This is a genomic window from Paraburkholderia jirisanensis, from assembly GCF_054782355.1.
In genome coordinates, this window is the sequence record NZ_BAAGSQ010000025.1 from 767,823 (window position 1) to 780,050 (window position 12,228).

Here is a 12,228-nt window from a genome sequence, read left to right on the forward strand (position 1 = left end):
ACTATTGAAACCCCTGTTGAGCTGGCTTCTTGCCGTCCTGCTACTGCCTGCGCTTGCCGCAGCCGCCCCTGCTGCCGCGCCTGCGGGCACCCCATCCGCCGCGTCGCGCCCCGCCGTCTCGCTGACGCCCGATCAGGCCCGCCAGGCCCTCGACGTGTTGAACGATCCGCAACGCCGCGCACAGGTAACCGACACGCTGCATGCGATCGCCGCAGCCGGTGCGCTTGCTGCACCGCCGGCGACGGCCTCCGCGCCCGCTACCGCATCTGCTGCCGCGGCGGCGAGCGCGCCGCTCGCATTCAAGTCGAACGGCCTTGCCGCACAGCTCGCGCGGCAAGGCGCACATTGGCTCGGACAAGGCGCCGCGTCGGTCAAGCGCTCGCTGAGCGTGCTGCTCGACACCGCGTCGGTACGCGACTGGTGGCGCGGCGAAGTGATGAATCCACAGGAACGCGCAAGGCTTGCGTCGATCCTGTTTGCGATCCTCGCGACGATCCTGCCGGCGCTCGCGCTCGAATGGCTTGCGCGCCGGCTGCTGCGCCGCGCGCGCGAGGCAATTGCAGCGCGGCGCTCGCATCGCGAACACGGGTATGCGAGCGCGCGTGCGGACACGACGGGGCATCTGGCTGAGGCTGCTCCACTGGGCAGCGCAGTTGCGGCTTCCACGCAGACAGCGACGCAGAACGCTACGGCTGGGACTTCGGCTCAAGCGGCGACGCAAGCCGACAGCACTGCCGGACCTTTGGCTCAGGCCGCAGCGCGATCTGGCAGCGCCGCCGGACCTTCGCGTCAGCCGGCAACCCAAACCGGCAGCGCCAGCGCCTCGACACAGACCGACACGACCAAACCAGGCCCGTCAACCGCCCAGCCGCAAACCGGGCTGCCAATCGCAGCAACCGCCAACGCCGCTGACACAACCACCGAAGACGCAGACGACGAGGCCGCCGCACGAGCCGCAGGTTTCGCCCCTGCGCAGGCCGCAAGCGCAGCGTCAGCCGCGGCTTCTACCGCATCAAGGTCCACGGCTTCGACGGCCACCATGAGCACGCCGCCAGCCGCGGCAATCCCGTCGCCCACCGCGAACCCCACCGCCTCCCCGGCCACCGCCAGCCAGCAAAACGCCAGGGAAGCCCGCGCGAAAAACAACGCCGCGCAACACTGGACGCTGCTGCAGCGGCTCCCCGGCGCCGCGCTGCATCTGCTGTTGCGCTTGCTGCCGCTCGCCGTATTCGTCGCCGCGGCCAGCGTACTGATGTCGATCTTCGCCGACGACGGCACGCCGCAAGACCGCGCGCTCAGCACGCTGATCGACCTCTACGTGCTGTGCCGCGCGATCGCGATTGCAGGCGGCTTCTTCCTGCAGCCGGATGCGCCGGCGCTGCGCCTGCTGCGCATGCCCGACACCTGGGCGAGCTTCGTGCAGCGCTGGATCGTGTGGATCGTCTGCGCGATCGGCGGTGGCGCCGCGCTGGTCGAAACGGCCCTCGCCCTCGGCCTGTCCGACTCCGCGCATACCGCGCTGGTGAAACTCGTCGCGCTGGCCGGCCACGTGCTGCTGTCGATCATGATCCTGCAATGCCGCAAGCCGATCGCCGCACTGGTGCGCGACGGCGCGCAAAACAACCGGCCGATCACGTGGCTCGGCGAAGGCTTCGTCGACCTGTGGGCCGGCATCGCGGTGTTTATCGTGATGGCGCTGTGGTTCGTGTGGGCGCTCGACGTGCAGAACGGCTACGAGACGCTGCTGCATCTGGGCGGCATTTCGGTGGGCGTGCTGATCGCCGCACGGGTGGTGTCGATCGTCGTGTTCGGCGCGCTCGGGCGGCTGTTCCATCGCGACGAAGACGCGGACCGCTCGCTCGCCCATCAGCATGCGTACCGCTATTACCCGCTGCTGCGCCGTGTGGTGTACGCGATCATCGCGGCGATCACCGTGCTGGTGCTGCTGCAGGTATGGCACGTCGACGTCTGGCAATTCTTCCAGCGCGGCACGGTCGGACATCGGCTTGCCTCCGCGCTGGCCACGATTTTCGTCGCGGCGGTGTTCGCGCTGTTCGTGTGGGAAGTGGCCAACGTGTCGGTCGAGCAGCGCCTCGAACGCTGGACCGCGAGCGGCGATCTGACCCGCGCCGCGCGCCTGCGCACGCTGCTGCCGATGCTGCGCAGCGCGCTGTTCGTGGTGATCGCGCTGGTGGTGGTGATGACCGGTTTGAGCGAACTCGGCGTGAACACTGCGCCGTTGCTGGCGAGCGCCAGCATCTTCGGCGTTGCGCTCGGCTTCGGCTCGCAAAAGCTGGTACAGGACTTCATCACCGGCATCTTCCTGCTGATGGAAAACGCGATGCAGGTCGGCGACTGGGTCACGCTCGCCGGTGTATCGGGAACCGTCGAATATCTGTCGATCCGCACCGTGCGTTTGCGCGGCGGCGACGGCTCGCTTTATACGGTGCCGTTCAGTTCCGTGTCGACGGTGAACAATACGAATCGCGGGCTCGGCAATGCAGCGGTCAAGGTCAGCATCGCATACGGCCAGGATCTCGATCTGGCGATCGATACGTTGAAGGAAATCGGCGCCGCCCTGCGCACCGACGACAAGTTCAAGGACGGCATCCTGTCGGACTTCGCGTTCTGGGGCGTCGACAGCGTCGACGGCTCGGCGCTCACGTTGACCGGCCAGGTGCAGTGCCGCGACAGCGGGCGCTGGGGCGTGCAGCGCGAATTCAACCGCCGCATCTTCGAGCAGTTCAGCGCGCGCGGCATCCAGATTGCGAATCCGCAGCGTACCGTCGTGGTGCCGCCGGACGGCTGGCAGCCAGGCGCGGCGCTGAATGGGCACGGCGCGCGCGCTGGGCAGGCGAATGACGCCGACGATTCAAACGATCGCGACGACGGGGACAACGCAGCGGGCAGCGGCGATGTGAACCGCCCTGACGATCGGTCAGGGGCGGACGGTAGCAGAGACGCGGCGCCTCGGAAACCAGCGGCGCATTAAAGATCGGGGACGCAGGCGCAGGCGCAGGTCGTGGGTTGCGTGGGTTGCGTGGGTTGCGTGGGTTGCGTGGGTTGCGTGGGTTGCGTGGGTTGCGCGGTTTCCGATCCCTGATATCACCTGCGCCGGCGCTGCGCTCATCCCTCGCGAGGCAGCGTCAGCACCGCGTCGAGCCCGCGCTCCGCGCGATTACGCAGCGTCAGCGTGCCACCGTGTGCAGCCGCCACGCTACGCGCGATCGTCAACCCGAGCCCGGTGCCGCCGCTCGCCTCGTTGCGCGACGCCGCGATCCGGAAGTACGGCTCGAACACCTGCTCGAGCAGCTTCGCATCGGCAATGCCGGGGCCTCGGTCGCTCACCACGATCTGCACGCTGCGGCCGGCATCGGTCACGCGTATCGTCGCGCTTTCGCCGTAACGGATCGCATTGTCGAGCAGATTCTGCAGACAGCGTTTCAGATTGCGCGGATAACCGGGCAATGGCCGCCCGGCACTGCCTTCGACCGTTACCGCATGCCCCGCTTCGCGCGCATCTTCAGCGAGCCCTTCGAGCATCGAATCGACATCGATGTCGTGCCGCGTCTCGGTCACTTCGACGCCCTGCACCGCATCGAGCGTGGTGCGCACCATCGCTTCCATATCGTCGATATCGGCACGCAGCCGCTCGCGCCATTGCGCGTCGGGCAGCATCTCGACACGCAGCCGCAGACGCGTCAACGGCGAGCGCAAATCGTGCGACACCGCTGTCAAAAAACGGGTGCGCTGCGCGAGGCTTTCGGTGAGTTGCTGCTGCATCGAATTGAACGACTGCGCCGCGCTGCGCACTTCGATCGGGCCCGTGACCGGCAGCGGCGCGCGGTAGATGTTGCGGCCGAGCGCGTCGGCTGCCTTCGCCAGTTGCCGCAGCGGCTGCACCGCGAAACGCACTGCAACGAACGCGAGCAGGCAAACGGCCGTGAGTCGGATCAGATAGATCCGCACCAGGTAGTCGAGCACCAGCGAGCGCGGCACGGATTGCAGGCCGGCCTGCCCTTCGTTGGCGCGCACGTCGAGCCATGTATCGTTCGCGTCGTCGGCGCCGCTTACGGCCGCACCGCTTGCGCTGCTTGCACTGCTTGCACCACACGGCAGCTTCACCTGCAGATGAAAATCGCCAGTCGGCATGTTCGTATTGAACAGCGTCAGAATCCCCGTGTGGTCGCCTTCGCGATCGCGCAGTTGCACGTCGAGCAGGCGCACGTCGACCGGTTCGCCGAGCCGGTGCTGCAGCACATCGCCAATCAGGTCGCCGACCGCGCGCTCGACCACCGGCAGATCGCGCTCCGCCGAAGCCGCCTGCGCTGCAGAAGGCGCACCGATCACCTGCAAATGGAAATGCTCGTCGCCGAGCTGTTGCGCGAGCACGCGCCGCGCGGCATCGCTGGGCGCACGCTCGAGCAACCGGATCGAATCGGCCAGACGGTTCGCAAACAGCCGCGCCGGCATCTCGAGCGCACGGTTCTCGTGCGTATCGAACCAGATCGTGCTGGTCAGCAACTGCCCCGCGAACATGCCGATCGCGAGAATCATCACCAGCCGCCCGAACAGCGTGTCGGGCCACAGACGCAGTTTCATCGCCGCTACTGCGCCTCGTACACGACGTCCGCCACCAGCATGTAGCCTTCGTTGCGCACCGTGCGAATCAGCCCCGCACTGCGTGCCTCGTCTTTCAGATGATGACGCAGGCGGCTCACGCAGACGTCGATCGAGCGATCGAGCGGCGTGTGCTCCTTGCCGAACACGTGATCGAGCAGAAACTCGCGCGACAGCGGCCGGTTCGGATGATCGAGCAGCGTGCGCAGCGCGCGATAGTCGGATCCGCCGAGCGACACCACGACGCCATCGGGCGACAACATCTGCTTCATCCGCGTGTCGAGCCGCCAGCCGGCAAAACCGACGAACGCGCTGCGTTCGCCGCGATTCGCGCGTGGCGTGCCACGTGCGCGACGCAGCACCGTCTTGATTTTCGCGACCAGTTCGCGCGGATCGAATGGCTTGGGCAGGTAGTCGTCGGCGCCCATCTCGAGCCCGACGATGCGATCGAGCAGCGCGCCGCGCGCACTCAGGATGATGATCGGCACGTCGTGCTCGCGACGCAATTCGCGCGTGAGGTCGAGCCCGTCCTCGGCTTCGAGCATCAGGTCGAGCACCACCAGATCGACCTGCGCGGTGCGCAAGACCTGTTTCATCTGTGTGCTGCCGGTGGCGGCGCTTGCCTGGTAGCCCATGCCGTGCAGGTAGTCGCGCAGCAACTGGCGAATATTCGGATCGTCGTCGACGACGAGTATGTGGTCCATCGTTGGGATCAGGTTCTTGCTGGATGCGCTTCGCGCACGTATGGCGGCAAGGCGCCGGCTGCGCCAACACATTCCATTACAAAAGCGGGCCGGCTCAACACATTGCCATTACATTGCGCGGCTAAAGTTACCGCGCAAATCGCAATCATTCTCATTAAGAACGACTATAGCACGCCGATTCCACGGCTTTCAGCGACGCCCGCAAAGCGTGGCTGCAGGCCGCAGCGAGCCGGTACGTGCGGGCGTTCGTCAGGGCACAGCCAGCCGACGTTTGAAGCGGCCCAGCCAACCCGTCTGCCGTAGATCCGCGCAGTGTGCACCTGCGCCGCCGCTCGCCGCTTGATCCGGCGTGCCGCGGCACGCGTGCCGGTGCGACCGCTTTTCGAACAGGGGAAATCATGAAGCGCGTTGTCATCCTTGCCGCATGCGCGGCGGGATACGCCTGCCAGGCGCAGGCTCAATCGTCGGTTGCGCTGTACGGGTTGATCGATGCCGGACTCTTCTACACCAATAACGTCAAGGGCCATAGCGCGTGGCAGGCCGGCAGCGGCGACGTGACGGGCAGCCACTGGGGGTTGATCGGCCGCGAGGATCTGGGCGGCGGCACCAAGGCGATCTTCGAGATCGAGAACGGCTTTAGTGTGATGAACGGCTCGCTGCGCCAGGGCGGCCGCGAGTTCGGCTACCAGGCTTACGTGGGGCTCGCCAATTCGCGCTTCGGCACGATCACGCTCGGGCGCCAGTACGATTCGGTGGTCGACTATCTCGCGCCGACCAGCTTCACCGGCATGCATCCGGGCGGCAACAACCTGTCCGCGCACCCGTACGACAACGACAACCTGAACAACTCGTTTCGTGTGAACAACTCGATCAAGTACGCGAGCAACGAGTACGCAGGTATCAAGTTCGGCGCGTTGTACGGCTTTTCGAACGACCCCGGTTTCGACAACAACCGGCTGTACAGCTTCGGCGCTTCGTATAGCGTGGGGCCGTTGCAGATCGCCGCGGGCTACTTCCAGGCGAACAACGCCGGCAGCAACAGCAACACCAACGGCGCGCTGACGCTGACCGACCGCACCTTCATCGCGGCCTTGCAGCGCACCTACGGCGTAGGCGCCGCGTATGCGGTCGGCCCGGCGCGCTTCGGTGCGGTGTGGACCCGCACGCAGCTGGGCGGGCTCGATATGATCAATGGCCCGAACAGTCTGGGCCTCGTGCAAAACGGCCAGGGCGCGAGCTTCAGCAACTATGAGGTCAACGCCAGCTACCAGATCATGCCGGCGCTCAGCGTGAGCGGCGAGTACACGTATACGGACGGCGCGCTGTCCACTGCGAGCGGCGGCCATCATCCGAAGTGGCATGAAGTGTCGGTGCAGACCGATTACCAGTTCTCGAAGCGCACCGACGTGTATCTGCAGGCCACGTATCAGCACATTGCAGCCGACGGCTCGGGTCTGACCGCGGATATTGCCGCGCAAAGCCCGTCGTCGACGAACGAGCAGGTGGTGGTGGCGGTCGGCATGCGGCACCGGTTCTGACACAGCAAAAATACGCGGCGCCTGCACTTGCTCACTTTCCGCTCATTTTCGGCCAGTACGATGCATCTCCATAGACAGCTCATTCACCCAGTCACCGGAGAACATCATGTTTGCCTATCTGATCGAAAAGTTCAGCAGCTGGCTCGATAGCAACGAACAACGCCGCCGCGACCGCTATCTGGCGGGCGCGACCGATTTCGTAGAACTCGAACGCCGGATTCATGTGCTCAATGCGCGCGATTGAAGTGATCGAAGCGATCAAGCGCGCCTCAAGGCACTTGAGCAACCACCCGCAGCGCCGCAGCGTAGGACGCCATGCATGCATCGTTTGCCGGTTGGCCGCGCGACCCCGAAGAAGTTTCCGGTGGTTGCGCGCGCAAGTAAAAAGCGGCGCCACGTTTTCACGCGGCGCCGCTTCTGTATCTGCGCTGGACGAAACGTCAGTTCTTCAGGTCGTCCGGCACTTTGCCGCCGTTTTCCGCGAGCTTGGTCATGACCTGCTTTTGCAGCCACATGTTCATCTGCGCGGAATCGTTCATGTCGCCGGGAAAATTCAGTTCCTCGGCCAGTTGCTTGCGCGCCGAGAGACTGCTGTCCAGACCGAGCAGTTTCATCAGATCGACGATCGACGTGCGCCAGTTCAACGTCTCCGAATGGCTCTTTGCAAGGTCGGTCAATACGGCTTCGACATCGACCGGTTGCGCAGCGGCGGCAGCGGGCGCGGCGGCGGGCGTATCGCTGGCCGCCTGTTGCGCAGGGGTGGGCGCGGGTGCGGCAGCGGCCTGGGCCGCGGGATGACCTACGGGAAATATCTTGCTGAGTATCGTGCTGAAAATGCTCATGGCTTTCTCCACAAAGACAGACAGTTGTGAACAGCGGATGGGTCAGACGAACTGCTGTGCGCGCCACAGCGAGGCCTTCGATGCCGATTGGGTCGAAGTGCACGCATGGACGGAAAAACGCTGCAATGAAAGCGTGACCTGGCGATTTGTAAGGATAGCAGATCGAACATGCCGCTCCGATGACAGCAACACAAATTGACGCGCGATCCGCAAGAGCGGAACGGATTCGGGGCCAGGCGCAGGCTGCGCCAATACCACCGCGTCCCACGCCGGGTGGCCGTTACACTGCCCTTGTCCGCATTGCCGTATACAATGCGGCAGCCGTCATAACCCGACCCGCATCGACCGATTTCACACATGTCCACCCCAACCCGGGCCTTCCTTCTCGGCCCGCTGCTGAAAGGCGTTTCACGTTCGTTCTATCTGACACTGCGCATCCTGCCTGTCGGCATGCGCGATCCGATTGGCCTTGCGTACCTGCTGGCGCGCGCCGCGGACACGATTGCAGATACCGCCCTCGTACCGCCCGCGCAACGCCTCGCGCTGGTGCTGTCGCTGCGCGCCGCGGTGAACGGCGCGGCCGGCGAAACGGAGCATTTGCGCCGCATGGCCGAACAGATGGCCGCCCAGCAAACGCAATCCGATGAAAAGCTGCTGCTCGAATCGCTCGAGCCGGCGCTCGCGATTCTCGAGCAATTGAGCGAAGCCGATCGCATCGCCGTGCGCGACATCGTCACGACGCTCACCCAGGGCATGGAATTCGACCTGCGCACCTTTCCTGACGAACAGTCGGGGCGCATCGTCGCGCTGCCCGTATGGGATCAACTTGATCTGTACACGTACCTGGTGGCCGGGTGCGTCGGCGAGTTCTGGACCCGGATGACTTACGCTCATCTGCCGGGCACGCTGAAAGAAGCGCCGGACACGATGGTGCAGCGTGGCGTGCGCTTCGGCAAGGCGCTGCAGCTGACCAACGTATTGCGCGATTGCGGCAAGGACCTGCGCATCGGCCGCTGCTATCTGCCGTCGGTGCTGCTCGAGTGTTTCAACCTCACGCCGCAGGATCTGCTGACGCCTGCCGCGTCGTTACGCGCGAAACCGATGCTGCCTGAACTGCTCGGCGTGGCGCTCGAACACTATCGTGCCGCCGTCGACTACATGCTGGCGATCCCCGCATCCGCGGTGCGCCTGCGGCTCGCATGCCTGTGGCCGATCGTGATAGGCCTTGAAACGCTGGTGCTGCTGGTGGATAACGACGCGTGGCTCGACCCGTCGAAAGTATCGAAAGTGAAGCGCGGCGCGGTGTACCGGATGATGGCGGCCTCGCTGCCGGCGGTGCTGTCCGATGCGCTGCTGCGCAACTGGACCAGCAAGCTGATCGCCCGCATCGAAGCGCGTATTTCGGCAATCGCGGCAATCACGGCGACCGCAACTGCATCGACCACAGCCGCCGCGCCGCAACCCTGAAACGCTTCAACACGCTGCATGCAACGCCGGCCTGCGCCGGCATTGCATGCGGCGATCCCTGCTGGCTATTTATCAAGCCGCCTGTTCGCGCTGCGCATCGTCGTCGCGCAGTTCATGCAGTTCCCGTTCCGACTCCGGCTTTTTACCAGCAGGACGGTGCACGTCATGCGTGACGAAGCCGACGTCGCGGCTCGGCACATCGAACCATTCGCGATGCAGGAACGAACCGCGAATGTCCTCGAGGCCGCTGTCCCAATGCTCTTCCATCGTGTCGATGCTGAACTCGTAGTCCTTGTAGTGCCCTTCGTAGGACTTGTTCTTGTAGATCAGATGCACGATGTTGATCGCACTGCCGTCGGCGAGTTTCTGCGCATGACGGAACAGCGGATCCGCCTTGATCACCGATGAAGGCACGTGCTTCAACAGTTCCTTGATGAAACACGCGTTCTTCTGCCGCTCAGCCAGCATATTGGTTACCGCGCGGGTGCGGCTCGAATACTGGATGTCTTTGGCACGCTCGGACACGTCGAGGAAATCGCCCGGCAAACCGCCCACGGCACTCCACAAGTCGACCTGGAACACCAGCGTGTCCTTCTGATCGGATTCGCGCAGCACTTCTGTGAGCGGCGTATTCGACACGAGGCCGCCGTCCCAGTAGAACTCGCCGTCGATCTCGACTGCCGGGAAACCCGGCGGCAACGCGCCCGACGCCATGAAATGTTCAGGCGTAAGGCGCTCGCGGCGATTGCTGAAGTTGGTCAGATTGCCGGTGCGCACGTTCACCGCGCCCACCGTCACGCAGATGCCGCCGTCGTTGATGCGATCGAAATCGGCGAATCTGAGCAGCGTTTCCTTCAGCGCGGCGGTGGTGTAGTAGCTGACTTCGCTCGGGCTCACCTTGCCGAAGCCGGCCAACGGCAGCGGATAGCGCGGCGCGAAAAAGCCCGGCTGCCCTTCGGTCAGTGCGCGGCTGGCCGCGAACATGCTCGACCATTTGCGCACCATATCGTGCTGCGTGAAATCCGGCGCCGCCCACGCGTACAGATTGTCGAGCCAGCCGCGCGGATGGCAGATCGCGTTCCAGAAGCCACGCAACGCTTCAACGCGTTTGTCTGGAGCATTGCCCGCAATGATCGCGGTATTCAATGCACCAATCGATACGCCCGCAATCTTGTGCGGCTCCACGCCGGCTTCGGCGAGCCCTTCATATACACCTGCCTGATACGAGCCCAGCGCGCCGCCGCCCTGCAAAACCAGCGCGATTTCGTCATAGCCCGTCGGCACGAATGCCGCGGGCCGACTGTTCGCGTTATTGTTGGTAACGCTGCTCATGCACTTCTCCCGATGTCTTATTGCATGAACCAGCCGTGGCTGACGACAACCGACTGCCCCGTCAGTGCCGCAGATTCGAAGCCCGCCAGAAACGCGACCGTATTCGCGACGTCTTCGACCGTGGTGAATTCGCCGTCTACCGTTTCGTGCAGCATCACGTTCTTCACCACGTCGGCCTCGCTGATGCCGAGCGCCTTGGCTTGCTCCGGAATCTGCTTGTCGACCAGCGGCGTGCGCACGAAACCCGGGCACACGACATTGGCACGCACGCCGCGCGAACCGCCCTCTTTCGCGACCACACGCGCGAGACCGAGCAAGCCGTGCTTGGCCGTCACGTAAGCGGACTTCAGCTTCGACGCCTCATGCGAGTGCACCGAGCCCATATAGATGATCGCGCCGCCGCGGCCGGCCGCGTACATATGCCTGATTGCAGCCTTGGTGGTGAGGAACGCGCCGTCGAGGTGCACGGCCATCATCTTTTTCCAGTCGGCGAAGGCGAAGTCTTCGATCGGATTGACGATCTGGATGCCCGCGTTCGACACCAGCACGTCGATGCTGCCGAACTGCTCGACGGCTGCGTCGATGCCGCGGTTCACCGCGTCTTCGTCGGCGACGTTCATCTCGACGGCAAAGGCCTTGCCGCCGCCTTCATTGATGCTGGCCGCAACCTGTTGCGCACTTTTCAGCGAGAGATCGGCGATCACCACCTTGGCGCCGAGGCTGGCCATCTTGCGTGCGCACTGTTCACCGATCCCGCTTGCTGCGCCGGTTACGACGGCGACTTTGTTCTCCAACGACATATAGGGTTCCTCAAAAGAGATAGATGGACGACGACTGCGAGCTTAGCGATTCGATGGGGCGAGGTAGTCGTACACGACTTCGCCGATGTCGAGCGTCAGGTCGGCAATCAGGTGACGTGCGCCGATTACACGGCGCACCGGCAAATCGGCGATCGGCGCGAGCGCATGCGGACGCAGTTCGAGCGCGGCCGGGCCGCTCCATGCGCCGAGCACGGTGACGTCGCGCAGGAAGAAACGCACCAGTTCGCACACGCGTGCCGAACCGTCGACGTGCGGAAGCACCTTCAACAGATAGTTCGGCGTATGCCCGAGCTTGTGCTGTTCAGCTTCGATATCGCACACGTTGTGCTTGTAGCCCATCGTGCCGGTGGCGATACGCTGCGTACCATAATCGAGCGTGCCGAGCAGCGTATCGTTGCCGTCGACGGCGAGGCGCGGACGCGCGAGCTTCTTCGGAAAGCCCCAGATTTCGCGGCCGCCGGCGATCGGACCTTCATCGTCCAGATACATCGAATGCGTGTAGCTGCCGAGCTTGCCGTCGAGGTCGCGCACGGAGATCACCTGACCGCTTTCGGTGTAATCGCCAAAGCCGGACGAATCGGGCATACGGATAAATTCGTAGTGGACGATATTGTCTTCGGGCTTCAGCGGTTCGGGCACCGCGGCGCGCAGCGCGTCGGGATCCGTTTCGTACGAGATGATGAAGTATTCGCGATTGCGAAAACGAAACGGCGGGCGCGGATAGGCGGGATTATGAACGGGCATCGCAAAGGCGGCTTTGCGGATCGACTCGATGTCCATGAAGCTCCTCGTCGGTTGAGTGCATAACGCACAGCGGGATCGTAAACGATCAATGTGCCGAGTATCACGCAAATCACAAAAAACTACAGTGAAGGGTAGGCAACGCGCAGTGGCATTAGATGCG

Annotated in this window: 10 protein-coding genes; 4 read left to right on the plus strand and 6 right to left on the minus strand. The window is 64.2% G+C overall.

Annotation, left to right across the window (positions count from 1 at the left end):
• Window positions 1-16 precede the first annotated feature (16 nt).
• Entirely contained in the window at window positions 17-2,992 is a 2,976-nt protein-coding gene (locus tag ACYVNQ_RS15125) for a mechanosensitive ion channel family protein (protein ID WP_460903309.1), read from the plus strand.
• Between the two features lie 134 nt (window positions 2,993-3,126).
• On the opposite strand, the gene ACYVNQ_RS15130 is transcribed toward ACYVNQ_RS15125, so the two are convergent.
• Together ACYVNQ_RS15130 and ACYVNQ_RS15135 are read right to left on the minus strand one after the other, a co-directional pair.
• Window positions 3,127-4,602, minus strand: coding sequence for an ATP-binding protein (locus ACYVNQ_RS15130; protein WP_460903310.1), 1,476 nt, complete (start codon window positions 4,600-4,602; stop codon window positions 3,127-3,129).
• A gap of 5 nt (window positions 4,603-4,607) precedes the next feature.
• Window positions 4,608-5,324: a response regulator gene (locus ACYVNQ_RS15135; protein WP_460903311.1), complete on the minus strand. Its 717-nt coding sequence runs from the start codon at window positions 5,322-5,324 to the stop codon at window positions 4,608-4,610.
• Between the two features lie 398 nt (window positions 5,325-5,722).
• Between ACYVNQ_RS15135 and ACYVNQ_RS15140 the strand changes: the two genes are divergently transcribed.
• Complete coding sequence (locus ACYVNQ_RS15140; RefSeq protein ID WP_460903312.1) at window positions 5,723-6,862, plus strand: porin; 1,140 nt, start codon at window positions 5,723-5,725, stop codon at window positions 6,860-6,862.
• Between the two features lie 106 nt (window positions 6,863-6,968).
• Window positions 6,969-7,106, plus strand: coding sequence for a DUF3563 family protein (locus ACYVNQ_RS15145; protein ID WP_460903313.1), 138 nt, complete (start codon window positions 6,969-6,971; stop codon window positions 7,104-7,106).
• A 196-nt stretch (window positions 7,107-7,302) separates the two neighbouring features.
• Here the strand turns inward: ACYVNQ_RS15145 and ACYVNQ_RS15150 are convergent, their stop codons facing one another.
• Window positions 7,303-7,704: a DUF3597 domain-containing protein gene (locus ACYVNQ_RS15150; protein WP_460903314.1), complete on the minus strand. Its 402-nt coding sequence runs from the start codon at window positions 7,702-7,704 to the stop codon at window positions 7,303-7,305.
• Window positions 7,705-8,061: 357 nt separating this feature from the next.
• Between ACYVNQ_RS15150 and ACYVNQ_RS15155 the strand changes: the two genes are divergently transcribed.
• Entirely contained in the window at window positions 8,062-9,171 is a 1,110-nt protein-coding gene (locus ACYVNQ_RS15155; protein WP_460903315.1) for a phytoene/squalene synthase family protein, read from the plus strand.
• A gap of 72 nt (window positions 9,172-9,243) precedes the next feature.
• On the opposite strand, the gene ACYVNQ_RS15160 is transcribed toward ACYVNQ_RS15155, so the two are convergent.
• From ACYVNQ_RS15160 to ACYVNQ_RS15170, 3 genes are read right to left on the minus strand one after another with little or no spacing between them, the layout of a single operon-like run.
• Window positions 9,244-10,503 carry a DUF3734 domain-containing protein gene (locus ACYVNQ_RS15160; RefSeq protein WP_460903316.1) on the minus strand — a complete coding sequence of 420 codons (1,260 nt, stop codon included), beginning with the start codon at window positions 10,501-10,503 and terminating at the stop codon, window positions 9,244-9,246.
• Window positions 10,504-10,520: 17 nt separating this feature from the next.
• The gene (locus tag ACYVNQ_RS15165) at window positions 10,521-11,303 is read right to left on the minus strand and encodes a 3-hydroxybutyrate dehydrogenase (protein ID WP_460903317.1); all 783 of its coding nucleotides are present in this window, start codon (window positions 11,301-11,303) and stop codon (window positions 10,521-10,523) included.
• 42 nt (window positions 11,304-11,345) lie between these two features.
• Complete coding sequence (locus ACYVNQ_RS15170; RefSeq protein WP_460903318.1) at window positions 11,346-12,104, minus strand: acetoacetate decarboxylase; 759 nt, start codon at window positions 12,102-12,104, stop codon at window positions 11,346-11,348.
• Window positions 12,105-12,228: the final 124 nt, after the last annotated feature.

What these genes read in the sequence shown, in the direction of transcription:
- ACYVNQ_RS15170 (WP_460903318.1), bottom strand. Translation starts at nt 12,104, where the DNA reads ATGGACATCGAGTCGATCCGCAAAGCCGCCTTTGCGATGCCCGTTCAT.
- ACYVNQ_RS15130 (WP_460903310.1), bottom strand. Translation starts at nt 4,602, where the DNA reads ATGAAACTGCGTCTGTGGCCCGACACGCTGTTCGGGCGGCTGGTGATG.
- ACYVNQ_RS15165 (WP_460903317.1), bottom strand. Translation starts at nt 11,303, where the DNA reads ATGTCGTTGGAGAACAAAGTCGCCGTCGTAACCGGCGCAGCAAGCGGG.
- ACYVNQ_RS15160 (WP_460903316.1), bottom strand. Translation starts at nt 10,503, where the DNA reads ATGAGCAGCGTTACCAACAATAACGCGAACAGTCGGCCCGCGGCATTC.
- ACYVNQ_RS15140 (WP_460903312.1), top strand. Translation starts at nt 5,723, where the DNA reads ATGAAGCGCGTTGTCATCCTTGCCGCATGCGCGGCGGGATACGCCTGC.
- ACYVNQ_RS15155 (WP_460903315.1), top strand. Translation starts at nt 8,062, where the DNA reads ATGTCCACCCCAACCCGGGCCTTCCTTCTCGGCCCGCTGCTGAAAGGC.
- ACYVNQ_RS15145 (WP_460903313.1), top strand. Translation starts at nt 6,969, where the DNA reads ATGTTTGCCTATCTGATCGAAAAGTTCAGCAGCTGGCTCGATAGCAAC.
- ACYVNQ_RS15135 (WP_460903311.1), bottom strand. Translation starts at nt 5,324, where the DNA reads ATGGACCACATACTCGTCGTCGACGACGATCCGAATATTCGCCAGTTG.
- ACYVNQ_RS15150 (WP_460903314.1), bottom strand. Translation starts at nt 7,704, where the DNA reads ATGAGCATTTTCAGCACGATACTCAGCAAGATATTTCCCGTAGGTCAT.